The following is a 15,402-nucleotide window of genomic DNA, read 5'->3' as shown; positions in this document are numbered from 1 at the left end:
GTGTTTGAAAAGCGGACCTCAGTGTCCGCTTTTTTTGTGCCCGCGCTACAGGCGGGCGCCGTATCGTTTTCGTGGTTCAGTTTTTTTGCAGGTCGTGTTTTCCTGGCTGCGCGTGCCTACCCGGTGCGGTCTGCAGCTGTTGGCAATGACGTCGGATAAAAACAGAAGGGGACGATATGGCAGCCAGTTTGTGGTTTGCGGTAGCCTGCGGCGTGGTCGCAGTCATTTACGGTTTGGTGTCGCGTAGCTGGATTCTGAGGCAGGATCCCGGCAACGCGCGCATGCAGGAAATCGCGCTGGCCATCCAGCAGGGCGCGGCCGCCTACCTGGCGCGCCAGTACCGCACCATCGCCATCGTCGGCGTGGTGCTCCTGATCGCCATCTATCTGCTGCTCGGCCTGCACACGGCGCTGGGCTTCCTGATCGGTGCCGTGCTGTCGGGGGCCTGCGGCTTCATCGGCATGAATGTCTCGGTACGGGCCAATGTGCGCACGGCGCAGGCGGCGACCCTGGGCATCAACCAGGCGCTGAACGTGGCTTTCAAGGGCGGGGCGATCACGGGCATGCTGGTCGTCGGCCTGGGCCTGCTGGGCGTAACCCTGTTCTACTGGCTGCTGGTGACGACGGGCGCGCCCGGCCTGACCCAGCATGATTTGATCAAGCCGTTGATCGGCCTGGCCTTCGGCGCTTCGCTCATTTCCATCTTCGCGCGGCTCGGCGGCGGCATCTTCACCAAGGGCGCCGACGTGGGCGCGGACCTGGTGGGCAAGGTCGAGGCGGGCATTCCCGAAGACGACCCGCGCAACCCGGCCGTCATCGCCGACAACGTGGGCGACAACGTGGGCGACTGCGCCGGCATGGCGGCCGACCTGTTTGAAACCTATGTCGTGACCCTGATCGCCACCATGCTGCTGGGCGCCTTGCTGATGGCTGAAGCGAGCAGCGTGGCCATCATCTACCCGCTGCTGCTGGGCGCCGTCTCCATTCTCGCCTCCATCGTCGGCTGCTCGATGGTGAAGACCAAGCCGGGCGCGAAAATCATGTCGGCCCTGTACACGGGCCTGTGGTGGGCCGCCGGCCTGTCGCTGGTCGGCTTCGCCGTGGTAACGTGGCTGCTGTGGCCCGACGACGCCATGCGCTACAAGATGCTGGGCGCCACCGTCGTCGGCATCGTGCTCACGGGGCTGATGGTGTACATCACCGAGTATTACACGGGCACGGATTTCAAGCCCGTGCGCCACATCGCCGAAGCGTCGACGACGGGCCACGGCACCAACATCATCGCCGGCCTGGGCGTATCGATGAAGTCCACCGCGTATCCGGTGCTGGCCGTCTGCATCGCCATCCTCGTCTCGTATCAATTGGCGGGCCTGTACGGCATCGCCATTGCGGCCACGGCCATGCTGTCGATGGCGGGCATCATCGTCGCGCTCGACGCGTATGGCCCCATCACGGACAACGCGGGCGGCATCGCGGAAATGTCGGGCTTGCCCGACTCCGTGCGCGCCATTACCGATCCGCTCGACGCCGTCGGCAACACGACCAAGGCCGTCACCAAGGGCTATGCCATCGGCTCGGCAGGCCTGGCCGCGCTGGTGCTGTTTGCCGACTACACGCATGCGCTCGAATCCGTGGGCCAGCACATCACCTTCGATCTGTCGAACCCCATGGTCATCGTCGGCCTGTTCATCGGCGGGCTGATACCGTATTTGTTCGGCGCCATGGCGATGGAAGCCGTGGGCCGTGCGGCCGGCGCCGTGGTGGTCGAGGTGCGGCGGCAGTTCCGCGACATCAAGGGCATCATGGAAGGCACGGCGCGGCCCGAATACGACAAGGCCGTCGACATGCTGACGGCGTCGGCCATCCGCGAAATGATCGTGCCCTCCTTGCTGCCCGTGGTGGTGCCCATCGTCGTGGGCATGCTGCTGGGGCCTGCGGCGCTGGGCGGCCTCTTGATGGGGACGATCGTCACGGGCCTGTTCGTGGCCATTTCGATGACCACGGGCGGCGGCGCCTGGGACAATGCGAAGAAATATATTGAGGATGGCCACTTCGGCGGCAAGGGTTCCGATGCGCACAAGGCGGCCGTCACGGGCGACACGGTGGGCGACCCGTACAAGGACACCGCCGGTCCGGCAGTGAACCCCCTGATCAAGATCATCAATATCGTCGCCCTGCTGCTGGTGCCGCTGCTGCCGGCCACGGGCTGGCTGGCGGTCAAGGCGCCGGCACCGATCCACGCGCCCGTGCCGCCCATCCTGGCGCCGGCCACACCGGTGCAAAGCTTGCCGGCGCAATAAACCCCACGTCAAACAGCCCCGTTTCCAGGGGCTGTTTTTACGTCGGGCATGTCAAAATTTCCTGATTTCCATATCGTGTACGTATCAAAAGTGAGCAAATGTTACAGCGCCTTGCCTGCGGCGGCCGTCTGCCAATAATGAGGGAATCACTTCAGGCAGCAGAAGGCAGGAGGCATCATGGACAAGGCAGACAAACGGCGCTGGCTGATGCGGGGGCTGGCCGTGGCGGTGGGGCTGGCGCTGGCCGGCAGCGCCTGGGCCGATCCTGGCAGGCATGGACGGCACGGTGGACACGGCTTCCATGGCCATCATGGTCATCACGGACACGGCCATTTCCGTGGCCGCTCGCATGTCGGCGTGTGGCTGGGTTCTAGCTGGGGCTACGGGCCGGGGTGGTACGGCGACCCGTGGTACCGCCATCCGTACGGACGGACGGTCGTGGTACAGCCGCTGCCCGTCGCGCCGCCCGTGTATGTCGAGCAGGGCGGGGTGCCGACGGCGCCGATGTGGTACTACTGCCGTCAGCCGCAAGGCTATTATCCCTACGTGACAAGTTGTACATTGCCGTGGCGCGCCGTGGCGCCGGGCAGTGTGCGCTGAAAGCGAGGTGCGACATGAACGGGAAAACAAGCGCAGTGTGCGGGGGCGTGCTGGCGCCCCTTGTGCTGGCGGCATGCACGGTGATGCCGCAAGGGCCATCGGCCATGGTGTTGCCCGGCACGGGCAAGAGTTTCGCGCAATTTCAGGGCGATGACGCCCAGTGCCGCGGGTATGCGCAGGCGCAGCTGGGCGGCAGTTCGGCGCAGCAGGCTGCGGCCGACAGCGGCGTGCGCAGTGCGGCCCTGGGCACCTTGCTCGGTGCGGTGGCCGGCGCCGCCATCGATGGCGGCCATGGCGCCGGCGTGGGTGCCGGCACTGGGCTGGTCTTTGGCGCGCTGGCCGGCACGGGCGCGGCCGACAGTTCGGCGTATGGCATGCAGCGCCGCTATGACTACGCCTACCAGCAATGCATGTACGCGAGCGGCCACAAGGTGCCCGTGGCCGGGCAGATGCTGAGCAGCGTGCCGGCCAATGCCGCCACGCCGCCGCCAAATACGCCGCCGCCCCGCTATTAGAAGCGCGACGTCAGGCCGACGAACATGCGCCGTCCCGGCACGTAATAGTCGACCAGTCCATCGGCCAGCGGGCCTTTCTTGAACAGGTTTTCCACGCCGCCGCGCACGGTCCATTGTGGCGTGACCTTGTACGACACGACCGTGTCGACGATGGTGTAGGCCTTGTTGGCCGCCTGGCCCGCGTCGAGTTCCTTGCCCGTGTACTGGGCCGATACTTCGCCGAACAGCTGGTCGTTGACTTGCCAGCCCAGCGCCGAGTACCACGACAGTTTTGGCGTCGACAGCAGGTTGGCGCCCGTCGTCAGGTTTTTCGCTTCCGCCATGTAGGTCACATTGTTACGCCAGTTCAGGTTTTTCGTCAGCGGGATGGTGGCCGTCGCTTCCACGCCGCTGGTGCGCGCTTTCTGGATATTCGTCATCTTGGTCCACCACTGCTTCTGGTAAAAGCCCAGCGGCGCGTAGTCGATCTTGTTCTTGAAATCCGTGTGGAAGTACGTCACGCCCACGTCCCAGCCATTCTGTTCCCACGCCACGCCGATTTCGCCGGCCGTGCTCGTTTCGGGCTTCAAGTCCGCATTGCCGGCCATGTAGCAGCCGCCCGTGATGTAGCCCAGGGGTTTGAGGCTGCCGCAACCGCGTCCGCCCGACTGCGTGGCCGCCGCCGGCGAGTTTTCCTTCAGGCTCGGGGCGCGGAAGCCTTGCGACACGCCGCCCTTGATGGTCCAGGCGGGGGCAGGGTGGTACACCAGGTACAGGCGCGGGCTGTAATGGTTGCCGAACTTGCTGTGGTGGTCGAGGCGCAGGCCAGCCGTGGCCGTCAGGTTGTCGCGCAGGAACAGCTGGTCTTCCGCAAACAGGGCCGACGTGGTGCCGGACAGGGTGGCGCCGCTGACGGGGTTGCCCAAGTAGTCGGTGGGGATGGTGCCGATGGTGTCCGTGTTCGTCAGTTCCTGGTGCTTCCACTGGCCGCCCATCACCAGCATCTGCTCGATGCCGCCCCAGCCGACCCGTTTTTCCAGGCTGGCGTCGAGGGTGCTGTCCTTGGATTTGGCCACCGTGCCGACGACTTCGTTGTCGAAATCGTTGTGGTACAGGTTGACCATGGCCTTGCCGAAGTCCCAGCGGCCTTCATAGCCGATGCTGGCGCTCTTGCGTATCAGCTTGCTCGCGCCCCAGGCGCCGAACAGCGGGTAGCCGTCGGCGTCGAGCGTGGTCGAATCCGTCGATTGCTGCTTGCCGTAGCTGGCGTCCAGCGTCAGGTTCTGTTTCTTGTCCAGCGCCCAGCTCAGCTGGCCCGTGACAGTCTGGTTGCGTTCGCCGCCGATGCCGCCCGATTTTCCGATGGCTTTTTCATCGGGATTCTGGCGCGTCTGGCCCACGCCCAGGCGCATGCCGACCGTGTCCGACAGGGGACCTGCCAGGTTCACGCCCAGCTGGTGCGCCGTGCCGCGGCCGCTGTCCTGCGGCTGCGTGTAGTTGGCCGTGGCCGAACCGTTCCACTTGCCCGGTACCTTGCGCGTGATGATGTTGATCACGCCGCCCATGGCGTCCGAGCCGTACAGCGACGACATGGGTCCGCGCACCACTTCGATGCGCTCGATCATGTCGGGCGAGATCCAGTTCAAGTCCTGGCGGCCCAGGTCGGGGCGGTAAGCCGTGTCGGCCGAGCTGCCCACGCGCTTGCCGTCGACGAGGATCAGGGTGTATTTGTCGGGCAAGCCGCGCAGCTTGATCTTCGATTCTTCGCCCACGGGGCTGGTGCCGCCCGTGACGCCGGGGATGCGGCGCAGCAGGGTGTTGAGGTCGTACACGGGCTGGCGCTCGATTTCCTCGCGCGTGATGACGCTGATGCTGGCCGGCGCATCCTTGATGTCGATGGCCGTGCCCGACGCGGTAACGACCACGGTGTTCATGGTCGGGTCGGCGGCCACATTGCCTTCGGCCCAGGCGCTGCTGACGGCCAAGGACAGCAGGCAGGGCAGGAGCAGGGTGGCGCAATGGCGGGGACGGGCGGGAGTGGCGGCGGGGACTGCGAAGGATGTGAAGGCGGGACTGCGCTTGGTCATGGTGAACTTTCCGGATGTTGTTTTTTCCTGGCTGCCTTCCGGGTGGCTCGGGTATGAATGATTGAAAATGCAATAAACTGCGCTCCCATTCTGCCAATGAGAATAAGAATCGTTCTTATTGTAATGCTATCCTGGCAAGAAGGAAAGTGATGAAAGGAAATAAAACACCGTTGCAGCATATGCATGGCATCTGGCGCCGCGTGTGCCAATAATGAAAGCGGTATGATCGATGCATGGGGAGGTGGCATGAAGACGATGATCAAAACCATACCGGCGCTGGCCTGCGCCCTGCTGCTCGTTGGCGGCCATGCAGGCGCCCAGGAGCAGGCCGTTTCCGATGATTTGCCCGTGTGTCAGCTCGATCCGCGCGACAGCGGCAAGCTGGCCGTCGAACCTTGCCGCCCGGCGCCGCCCGTGCAGCCGCGCCGTTCCGTGCCGCAAGTGATCGGCCGCATGCCGGCGCAGCCCGCGCCTCCCGTCGTGCCCATGGCGCCCCTGCCGCCCAGCCCGGCCGTGCCCATGCCCCGTGCGCCGCAGCCGATCGGCGCCTGCGACACGGGCGGTTGCCGCGATGCGGCCGGCGCGCGCTACAACGGCGCGGGCAATGCCACGCTCGACGCCAACGGGCGCATCTGCCACCGCAATGGGGCGTTCATCCAGTGTTTTTAGTCCTGCCATAGGCTGGTCCTGCAAGTTTTCGCGCGGTGCGCTCAAAAATGGCTACAATTGTCGCCGACATTACGTTTACGTAAACGTAACTATGGCACCATGTAACCATCAGGCGCCGGGAACACGGCGCTTATCACTCAGGAGATTTCATGCAGATTCAAGACAATGTATTCATCATCACGGGCGGCGCATCGGGACTGGGCGCGGCCACGGCGCGCATGCTGACGGCGGCCGGCGGCAAGGTCGTGCTGGCCGACGTGCAGACGGAGGCGGGCCAGGCGCTGGCCGCGGAATTGAACGGTGTGTTCGTGCAGTGCGACGTGACGTCGGAAGAAGACGGCCTGGCCGTGGTGGCGGCCGCTACCAAGCTGGGCACTTTACGTGGCCTCGTCAACTGCGCCGGTGTGGCGCCGGCCGTGAAAACCGTGGGCAAGGATGGTCCGCATCCGCTGGCCCTGTTCCAGAAAGTCGTCAACATCAACCTGGTGGGCACCTTCAATATGTGCCGCCTGGCGGCCGACGCCATGGCCAAGCAGGATGCCACCGTTGAAGGCGAGCGCGGCATCATCATCAACACGGCGTCCGTGGCGGCCTACGATGGCCAGATCGGCCAGGCGGCTTACGCCTCGTCGAAGGCGGCCGTGGTGGGACTGACCCTGCCGATGGCGCGCGACCTGTCGCGCAACGGCATCCGCGTGATGACGGTGGCGCCCGGCATTTTCGAAACGCCGATGCTGCTGGGCATGCCGGCCGAAGTGCAGGATGCGCTGGGCAAGATGGTGCCGTTCCCATCGCGCCTGGGCAAGCCCGGCGAATACGCGCAGCTGGTGAAAGCCATCGTGGAAAACGTCATGCTCAATGGCGAAACGATCCGCCTGGACGGCGCGATCCGCATGCAACCGAAGTAAGCCCTAGACGAGGGTGCAGCGCCGTGGCCGGCATTTGAGGTAGCATACCCGGGTATCTTTACCGGAGTAAGCATGATCACATTGAAGCCGCTGGCGCTGAGCCTGACCTTGCTGGGAGCACTCGCTGCCAGTCCCGTATTTGCCGAGGTGCCGCAAAAGGCGCCGGAAGTCGCCACCGCGTATGCGGAAAAATCGGGTTGGGCGGCGCAGAAATTCATGGTCGCCGCCGCCAATCCGCTGGCTGCCGATGCGGGCTATCAGATGCTGAAAAAGGGCGGCAGCGCCATCGACGCGGCCATCGCCACGCAGCTGGTGCTGACCCTGGTCGAGCCGCAATCGTCGGGCATCGGCGGCGGCGCCTTTTTGCTGTATTCCACAGCCAAGGGCGTGCAGGCGTTCGACGGGCGCGAAACGGCGCCGGCCACCGCCGATGAACACCTGTTCCAGAATCCGGACGGCAGTCCCGTCTCGCGCGCCACGGGCGTGGTGGGCGGGCGTTCCGTGGGCGCGCCGGGCGTGCTGCGCATGCTGGAACTGGCGCACAAGGAACATGGCAAGCTGCCGTGGGCGACCCTGTTCGGCCCCGCCATCAAGCTGGCGCACGGCGGCTTTCCCGTCAGCCAGCGCCTCAACGGCTTGCTGAACTGGGACCAGGCCTTGAAGCGCGACCCTGTCGCCGCCGCGTATTTCTATGACAAAGAGGGCAAGGCCTGGTCCGTCGGCCACGTGCTGAAGAATCCCGAACTGGCGCGCACCTTGCGCGAGATCGCCCGCGGCGGCGCCGACGCTTTTTACAACGGCCGCATCGCGCGCGACATCGCCGCCAAGGTGGCGTCTCACCCGACCAACCCGGGCAAGCTGACGGCGACCGACATCGCCGGCTACAAGGCCAAGGTGCGCGAGCCCGTCTGCAGCGATTACAAGGCCTGGACCGTGTGCGGCATGCCGCCGCCATCGTCGGGCGGCATCGCCATCGCGCAGATGCTGGGCATCCTGGAGGTCAAAGACATCCGTCCGTATGCGCCCGTCGACGGCGTGCTCGATACGCAAGCGATCCACCTGTTCTCGGAAGCGGGGCGCCTGGCCTACGCGGACCGCAACCGCTACGTGGCCGACACGGACTTCGTGCCGCTGCCGGGCAATGGCGTCGCCTCGATGCTCGATAAAACCTACCTTGCCCAGCGCGCCGCGCTGATCGGTGAAAAATCCATGGGCAAGGCCAAACCTGGCACGCCGCCCGGCATGCAGGTGGCGTGGGGCATGGACAACGCCTTGCAGCGCCCGTCGACCTCGCACCTGGTGGCCGTCGACGCTTTTGGCGGCGGCCTGTCGATGACCACCAGCGTGGAAGACGCGTTCGGTTCGCGCCAGATGGTCGACGGCTTTTTGCTCAATAACCAGCTGACGGATTTCTCGTTCGATTCGCGCGATGCGGACGGCCCGATCGCCAACCGGGTCGAAGCGGGCAAGCGGCCGCGCAGCGCCATGTCGCCCACCCTCGTGTTCGAGAAGGGCACGCACAAGCTGGTGCTGGCCACGGGTTCGCCCGGCGGCTCGTCCATCATCAATTATGTGGCCAAGGTCCTGGTCGGCACCATGGACTGGGGCTTGAACGTGCAACAGGCGATCAGCCTGCCGAACTTCGGCAGCCGCAACGGCCCGACGGAACTGGAAAAGGGCCGCGCGCCGGCAGCCCAAGTCGAGGCGCTGCAGGCGATGGGCCACGAGGTGCGTGTGATCGAGCAGAACTCGGGCTTGCAGGGCATCATGCGCCTGAATGCGCATGGCAAGGATTTCTGGTTTGGGGGGGCAGATCCACGGCGTGAAGGCATGGTCAGGGGCGATTAGGGGCACCGGACCAAACCTACTGCGCGTCGGTATAGGCGGCCTGCGATGCTCACCGTACTAGAGTACGGTTGCGCTTCTTAGCCGCCTCTCCCTTCCGCTCGCTACGATTTTGTCCGGCGCCGTGCTGCCAACAATATACCTGCAGGAACTGGCGTCTACCTTCCAAACTTTTCCACAAAGCATCCAGACCCTGCTAATCTGCCGGCATGGGAATGCAAAATAAAACAGGCTTGATACTCACGGGAGGAGGCGCCCGTGCCGCCTACCAGGTGGGCGTGCTGCAGGCGATTTCCGCAATACTGTGGGAAGCGGGCTGGGCGCCGGCGCGCAATCCGTTCGACATCATCTGCGGCACCTCGGCCGGCGCCATCAACGCCACGGCGCTGGCCTGCCGTGCCGATAACTTCGGCGAAGGCGTGCAAAAGCTGCTCGACGTGTGGCAGCACATCGAAGTTGAGCAAGTGTACCGCGCCGATTCGCTGGGCGTGATCCGCTCGGGCGCGCGCTGGCTGTCTCTGCTGTCGTTCGGCTGGCTGCTGCGCCAGTGGCATGCGTCGCCGCCCAGTTCCCTGCTCGACAATACCCCGCTGGTCAGCCTGCTGCACCGCATGCTCGACCTGCCGCGCCTGGACGCGGCCTTGGCCGACGGCCTGCTGCATGCGCTGGCCGTGACGGCGTCGTCGTATTCGGGCAGCCGCCACATGACGTTTTACCAGACGGCCGAGGATATCGCGCCGTGGGTACGCACGCAGCGCCTGGCCCTGCCGGACCAGATCGGCGTGGAGCATTTGCTGGCATCGGCCGCCATCCCCTTCATCTTCCCTGCCGTGCCCCTGTACGTGGGCGGCCAGCGCGAATACTGCGGTGACGGTTCCATGCGCCAGTTGGCGCCGATCTCGCCGGCGATTCACCTGGGCGCGAACAAGGTGCTGGTGGTGGGGGCCGGGCGCATGACGGAACCGGCGCCCGCTGCGTCCGAAGCGGCGCGCTACCCGAGCCTGGCGCAGATCGCCGGCCACGCGCTCTCGTCGATCTTCCTCGACGGCCTGGCCGTCGACATCGAACGTTTGAACCGCATCAACCTGACCCTGTCGATGCTGCCGCCCGAATTGCTGGGCAAGACGGCCTTGCGGCCGGTGGAATTGCTCGTCATCGCGCCGTCCGAACGGCTCGACGCCATTGCCAGCCGGCATATCGGCAGTTTGCCGCGTCCCATCCGCACCATGTTGTCGGGCATCGGCGCGGCCGAAGCGCGGGGCGCGGCGCTGGCATCGTATTTATTGTTCGAATCGACGTATACTAACGAGCTGATCCGTCTTGGACAGCGCGATACGCAAGCCCGCAAGGACGATGTACTGGCGTTTTTTGGTTCTTGAGACGGCCCTTGGAGCGGCGTGCGGGTTTTTCGCGTTTTTTTGACAGGACGATTGTGCGGGTATTTCGACGTGTTTGCGATGTTGCCTTACTGTTAATTTTGATGGCGGGCGGATGGGCCGTGGCGGCGCCTGCGCCCACCCTGCGTTTCGACCAGCTCAGCGTCGACCAGGGCCTGGCGCAGGAATCGGTGCTGGCCATCGCCCAGGACCGGCAAGGCTATATGTGGTTCGGCAGCCAGTCCGGCTTGAGCCGCTACGACGGCTACCGCATGGTCATCTACAAGAATATCGAGGGCGACAAGACCAGCCTGGCCGATAACTGGGTCGGCGAGCTGCACGTCGATAGCCAGGGCCAGCTGTGGGTGGGCACGGACAATGGCCTGGACCGCTTCGACGCCGCCAGCCAGACCTTCATCCATTACGGCCCGGCCGAAAAGAGCAAGCGCGGCAACGGCAACCGGCATATCCACGCCATTCTCGACGATGGCGCGCGCGGCTTCTGGATCGCCACCTCGGACGGCTTGCAGCATTTCGACCCCGCCACGGGCCGCTTCCGCACCTGGCACCATGAAGAGGGCAACCCGCACAGCCTGGGCGACAATGAAATCAAGGCGCTGGCGCTGGATGCGCAGCAGCGCCTGTGGATAGGCACGGTGACGGGCCTGGACATGCTGGCGCCGGGCAGCGAGCGCTTCGAGCATTTCGCCGTCGATGCGACGCCCGGCTCGAAGTACAACGTGATCCAGTCGCTGCTGATCGACCGCCAGCAGAACCTGTGGATCGGCACCATGGCCGGTGCCGAGCGCTGGCGCCTGGGCGCCGCCGGCCAGCCGCCGCAATCGAGAGTGCGCTTAGGCGAGAAACATGGCTTCTCCGCCATCCGCGTGGCCAGCCTGTACCAGGATGTCGACGCCACCGTCTGGCTGGGCAGCAATGCCGATGGCCTGTTCCGCTGGCTGCCCGAAAGCGACACCTTCCTGCAATACCGCCACCAGACGGGCGACAAGTTCAGCGTGGCCGACAACCAGCTGTCGTCCCTGTACCGCGACCGCGCCGGCACCTTCTGGGTCGGCTCCTGGTACAACGGCGTGAGCCGGGTCGACCTGGGCAGCGGCGGCTTTTCGCGCATGGCGCGCGCGCCCGGCGACGTGGGCGCGCTGGCGGACAAGAAAGTGCGCGCCGTGGCCGACGCGGGCAATGGAAAGCTGTGGCTGGCCACCAAGGGCGGCCTGAAACTGTACGACACGCGCGACGGCAGCTCGCGCCTGTTCGACCTGCGCAGCGCGCCCGGCATGTCGCGCGACGAGCAGGTCACGACCCTGTACAAGGCGCCGGACGGCGTGCTGTGGGTGGGCGGCTCGACGGGCTTGCACCGCTTCGATCCGTCCTTGGGGCGTTTCTTCACCATGCGCTTTGCCGCCGGCGACCCGAACAGCGACACCATCCGCAATATCGTCAGCGACCGCAGCGGCATGCTGTGGGTCTCGACGCGGGGCGGCGTGCACCGCTTCGACCCGGCCAGCAAGCGTTTTACCACGTACCGCCACGACCCGGCCGACCCGAACAGCCTGTCCGACAATATGGTGCGGCCCGTGCTGGAAGACGGCAAGGGGCGGCTGTGGATAGGTTCCTTCCACGGCCTGGACTTGCTGGACCGCGCCAGCGGCCGCTTCCGCCATTTCCGCCACGACCCGCAAAATCCGCAGAGCCTGAGCCACGACGAAGTGCATTTCCTGCACGAGGACAAGCGCGGCGTGCTGTGGGTGGGCACGGCCAATGGCCTGAACCGCATGGACATCGATGCCAAGGGCGAGATCCGTTTCCGCCGTTTCCTGCGCAAGGATGGCATGGCCGACGATGCCGTCGCCAGCATCCTCGGCGACGACAACGAGCAGCTGTGGCTGAGCACGAATAGCGGCATCACGCGGCTCGACATGCGCAGCGGCCTGTTTCGCAACTACGACAGCGCCGACGGCACGGTGGAAGGCTCGTACTTCGATGGCGCGGCCCTGCGCGCGTCCGATGGCACCATGTATTTCGGCGGCTTCAACGGCATGACGGCGTTCATGCCGCAGGATATCCACGACAACCGCGTGCCGCCGCTGGTGGCCGTCACGGAACTGCAGATCTTCAACAAGCCGGTGGGCATTGGCCGCGGCGAGTTCGCGCATGTGCTCAAGACGGCCATCGACCATACGCGCGAGCTGGTGCTGACCAGCCGCGAAAGCGTCTTTTCGCTGGAATTCGCGGCCCTGCATTTCGCCGCGCCCCAGCGCAATATGTTCGCCTACCGGCTCGAAGGCTTTGACCAGGACTGGGTCATGACCGATGCGGGGCGGCGCTTTGCCACCTACACCAACCTCGATGCGGGCAACTATGTGTTTCGCGTCAAGGCGGCCAACAAGGACGGCGTGTGGAACGAGAGCGGCACCACTTTGGCCATCACGATCTTGCCGCCGTTCTGGAAAACCTGGTGGTTCCGCACCCTGATGGCGGCGCTGCTGCTGGGCGCCGTGTATGGCGCCTACCGCCAGCGCGTGCGCACGCTGCGGCGCCAGCAGAACGAACTGGAAAAACTGGTCGGCGAACGCACGGCCGAGTTGCAGAGTAAGGAAATCGAAGTGCTGGCCCAGTCGGAAAAGCTGGCGCAGGTCAACAGCAGCCTGACGAAAAACGAGGAAAGCCTGCGCCAGGCCAAGCGCAAGGCCGAAGATGCGACGCGCCAGAAATCGGAATTTTTGGCCAACATGAGCCACGAGATGCGCACGCCGCTGGCCGGCGTGATCGGCATGCTGGGCTTTGCCCTGCGCGACGAGCAGCTGCACGACGCCACGCGCGAGCAGATCCTGCGCGGCCAGGCCAATGCCCAGTCGCTGCTGGTGATCATCAACGACTTGCTCGATTTCTCGAAGATCGAGGCGGGCAAGCTGAGTATCGAAAACATCGACTTCGCGCTCGGCGCGGCCATCGAGACGGTCGTCACCCTGTTCGAAGAGCAGGCGGCCGCGCGCAGCATCGGTTTCTCCATCGATTTCGCGCCCGACCTGCCGCCTTTCGTGGTGGGCGACCCGACCCGTTTGCGCCAGGTGCTGGTCAACCTGGTCGGCAATGCCTTCAAGTTCACCCAGCGCGGCGGCGTCAGCGTGTGCGTCGAGCGGGCCGGCGTGGCCAGCGGCAGGGGTGGGCGCCGTGTCAACCTGATCCGCTTTACCGTCAGCGACAGCGGCATCGGCATCGATGCGGATGCGATGGCGCGCCTGTTCCAGAAGTTCGAGCAGGCCGACGCCAGCACCACGCGGCGCTACGGCGGCACGGGGCTGGGTCTGGCCATCTGCCGCCAGCTGGTCGAACTGATGGATGGCGAGATCGAGGTGGCCAGCACGCCGGGGCAGGGCAGCACGTTTGCCTTCACCTTGCCCCTGGCCGATGGCGTGGCGCCGCCGCTGGTGCCGCAGGTGGCACTGGCGCCGCACAGCCACCAGCTGCGCGTGCTGTGCGCGGAAGACTTCCCCACCAACCAGATCATCATCCGCGTGATGCTCGAGGAACTGGGACACCGGGTCGACGTGGTCGCCAACGGCGTGCTGGCGGTGGCGGCCTGCGTGCATACGCGCTATGACCTGATCCTGATGGACGGGCGCATGCCGGAGATGGACGGCGCCACGGCGACGCGCTTGATCCGCGTGGGCGGCTGGCCGGACCAGCCCGTGCGCGACCAGGAGCTGATGATCGTGGCCCTGACGGCGAACGCCAGCGAAGAAGACCGCAGCCGCTATCTGGGCGTCGGCATGGATGATTTCCTCAGCAAGCCGGTGGACGAGGCGGCGCTGCATGGCTTGCTGGCGCGCGCCATCGAGCGCCAGCTGCAGCGCGGTTTCATGCTGCCGCGCATGCCGTCGAACGCGCCGCGCGGCGCCGCGCGGGGGCAGGCCGAACTCGATGCCCTGTTCGGCATCGCGCCGGCAGTTCCTGTTCCGGCGCCTTCCCAGTCCATCCGCAGCGGCGAGCTGCAACGGCGCATCCGTGTCGCCTTCGTCGCCGACCTGGAAGGGCGCTTGCGCGAACTCGACGCCGCCCTGGCGGCGCAGGACCGCGATAACGCCGGGCGCCTGCTGCACGGCTTGAAGGGCAGCGCCGCCTATCTCGATGAAACGCAGCTGCACATGCTGTGCACGGAAATGGAAGAGGCGGCGGATGGCGGGCGCTGGACGCAGGTGGCCCTGCATTTGCCGCAATTGCGCGCACTGTTGGCGCAAATAGCCGTTTCGGGTCAAGAAATGTAAAATAGGCAATGCCGGCCATCGGGCGCGCGGCGAAACTGGGTAGAATACGGCCAGGCACCTTGACGCTGCCGCCAATGGAGAAAGCAATGAAAGTACTGGTGGTTGACGATGATGTCGTGTCGCGCATGGTATTGATGCATTTGATCGACAGCTGCGGCGTGCACGATATTGTGGAAGCCGAAGATGGCGCGGCGGCGTGGGAGCAGCTTGAAGGCGGCTTGCGTCCCTCGCTGTGCTTTTGCGACTTGCGCATGCCGCGCCTGTCCGGCATGGAGCTGCTGCAGAAAATCCGCTCCGACAGCGCGCTTGACGCCATGCCGCTGGTGCTCGTCTCGTCGGCCAATGACCAGGACACGGTGCGCGACGCCGTGCAGGCCGGCGCCGCCGGCTACATCGTGAAACCCTTCCAGCCGGAGCAGGTGCGCCAGCATATCGACGCCTGCTTCGACGTTTCCGCCTTGCCGGCCGAGGCGCCGCGCGATACCTTGCAGCGGCTGGGTATCGACGGCGAACGCCTGCTGGCCTACTTGACGGGCTTTCAGGGACAGATCGGCGCCGCCAGCGAACAGGTCGACGCCTTGCTGGCACGCGGCGAACCGGCCCAGGCGCGCCAGCAGCTGGAACGGCTGCACCTCGGTTGCCGCACCTTGGGACTGCATGGCGCGGAAGCCGGTATGAGCGCGCTGCTGCAATCGGCGGTGCTTGACGGCGGCCAGATGCAAACGGCCCTGGCCGCGCTGGCGCGCAGCGTGGCACAGCAGGCGCGTTTGCTGCAGCAACAGGACAGAGACGACTGAATCTGCTGTTTTTCGCTTGCCGGAAAAATACTTTAGGTTT

At 65.5% G+C, this 15,402-nt stretch carries 10 protein-coding genes; 9 read left to right on the top strand and 1 reads right to left on the bottom strand.

Annotated elements, in window-relative coordinates:
- Window positions 1–176 precede the first annotated feature (176 nt).
- From KO538_RS17985 to KO538_RS17975, 3 genes are all read left to right on the top strand, one after another.
- Window positions 177–2,300, top strand: a complete 2,124-nt coding sequence (locus KO538_RS17985; RefSeq protein ID WP_219329208.1) for a sodium-translocating pyrophosphatase — start codon at window positions 177–179, stop codon at window positions 2,298–2,300.
- 177 nt (window positions 2,301–2,477) lie between these two features.
- Window positions 2,478–2,900, top strand: coding sequence for a hypothetical protein (locus KO538_RS17980; protein WP_083292778.1), 423 nt, complete (start codon window positions 2,478–2,480; stop codon window positions 2,898–2,900).
- Between the two features lie 14 nt (window positions 2,901–2,914).
- Window positions 2,915–3,415: a glycine zipper family protein gene (locus KO538_RS17975; protein ID WP_219329207.1), complete on the top strand. Its 501-nt coding sequence runs from the start codon at window positions 2,915–2,917 to the stop codon at window positions 3,413–3,415.
- On the opposite strand, the gene KO538_RS17970 is transcribed toward KO538_RS17975, so the two are convergent.
- Window positions 3,412–5,481 carry a TonB-dependent receptor domain-containing protein gene (locus KO538_RS17970; RefSeq protein ID WP_219329206.1) on the bottom strand — a complete coding sequence of 690 codons (2,070 nt, stop codon included), beginning with the start codon at window positions 5,479–5,481 and terminating at the stop codon, window positions 3,412–3,414. The two genes, KO538_RS17975 and KO538_RS17970, sit on opposite strands and share 4 nt — an antisense overlap.
- Window positions 5,482–5,727: 246 nt before the next feature.
- Here KO538_RS17970 and KO538_RS17965 point away from each other — a divergent pair, with 246 nt between their 5' ends.
- The 6 genes from KO538_RS17965 (at window position 5,728) to KO538_RS17940 (ending at window position 15,362) form a co-directional block, all read left to right on the top strand.
- On the top strand, window positions 5,728–6,150 hold the full coding sequence (locus KO538_RS17965) for a hypothetical protein (protein ID WP_219329205.1): 423 nt from the start codon (window positions 5,728–5,730) through the stop codon (window positions 6,148–6,150).
- A gap of 149 nt (window positions 6,151–6,299) precedes the next feature.
- Window positions 6,300–7,058, top strand: a complete 759-nt coding sequence (locus KO538_RS17960) for a 3-hydroxyacyl-CoA dehydrogenase (protein ID WP_099378940.1) — start codon at window positions 6,300–6,302, stop codon at window positions 7,056–7,058.
- Window positions 7,059–7,130: 72 nt separating this feature from the next.
- The gene (ggt, locus tag KO538_RS17955; protein ID WP_219329204.1) at window positions 7,131–8,906 is read left to right on the top strand and encodes a gamma-glutamyltransferase; all 1,776 of its coding nucleotides are present in this window, start codon (window positions 7,131–7,133) and stop codon (window positions 8,904–8,906) included.
- A 206-nt stretch (window positions 8,907–9,112) separates the two neighbouring features.
- A complete protein-coding gene (locus tag KO538_RS17950) occupies window positions 9,113–10,282 on the top strand; it encodes a patatin-like phospholipase family protein (RefSeq protein WP_034751717.1) in 1,170 nt (389 codons plus the stop codon).
- A gap of 101 nt (window positions 10,283–10,383) precedes the next feature.
- The gene (locus KO538_RS17945) at window positions 10,384–14,565 is read left to right on the top strand and encodes a two-component regulator propeller domain-containing protein (RefSeq protein WP_219329203.1); all 4,182 of its coding nucleotides are present in this window, start codon (window positions 10,384–10,386) and stop codon (window positions 14,563–14,565) included.
- 86 nt (window positions 14,566–14,651) lie between these two features.
- A complete protein-coding gene (locus KO538_RS17940; protein ID WP_219329202.1) occupies window positions 14,652–15,362 on the top strand; it encodes a response regulator in 711 nt (236 codons plus the stop codon).
- Window positions 15,363–15,402 lie beyond the last annotated feature (40 nt).

The organism is Janthinobacterium sp. NKUCC08_JDC (assembly GCF_019345575.1).
In the GTDB taxonomy this organism is placed as follows: domain Bacteria; phylum Pseudomonadota; class Gammaproteobacteria; order Burkholderiales; family Burkholderiaceae_D; genus Janthinobacterium; species Janthinobacterium aestuarii.
This window is presented reverse-complemented; position numbering and strand designations above follow the sequence as displayed.

What these genes read in the sequence shown, in the direction of transcription:
- KO538_RS17985 (WP_219329208.1), top strand. Translation starts at nt 177, where the DNA reads ATGGCAGCCAGTTTGTGGTTTGCGGTAGCCTGCGGCGTGGTCGCAGTC.
- KO538_RS17980 (WP_083292778.1), top strand. Translation starts at nt 2,478, where the DNA reads ATGGACAAGGCAGACAAACGGCGCTGGCTGATGCGGGGGCTGGCCGTG.
- KO538_RS17975 (WP_219329207.1), top strand. Translation starts at nt 2,915, where the DNA reads ATGAACGGGAAAACAAGCGCAGTGTGCGGGGGCGTGCTGGCGCCCCTT.
- KO538_RS17970 (WP_219329206.1), bottom strand. Translation starts at nt 5,481, where the DNA reads ATGACCAAGCGCAGTCCCGCCTTCACATCCTTCGCAGTCCCCGCCGCC.
- KO538_RS17965 (WP_219329205.1), top strand. Translation starts at nt 5,728, where the DNA reads ATGAAGACGATGATCAAAACCATACCGGCGCTGGCCTGCGCCCTGCTG.
- KO538_RS17960 (WP_099378940.1), top strand. Translation starts at nt 6,300, where the DNA reads ATGCAGATTCAAGACAATGTATTCATCATCACGGGCGGCGCATCGGGA.
- ggt (WP_219329204.1), top strand. Translation starts at nt 7,131, where the DNA reads ATGATCACATTGAAGCCGCTGGCGCTGAGCCTGACCTTGCTGGGAGCA.
- KO538_RS17950 (WP_034751717.1), top strand. Translation starts at nt 9,113, where the DNA reads ATGGGAATGCAAAATAAAACAGGCTTGATACTCACGGGAGGAGGCGCC.
- KO538_RS17945 (WP_219329203.1), top strand. Translation starts at nt 10,384, where the DNA reads ATGGCGGGCGGATGGGCCGTGGCGGCGCCTGCGCCCACCCTGCGTTTC.
- KO538_RS17940 (WP_219329202.1), top strand. Translation starts at nt 14,652, where the DNA reads ATGAAAGTACTGGTGGTTGACGATGATGTCGTGTCGCGCATGGTATTG.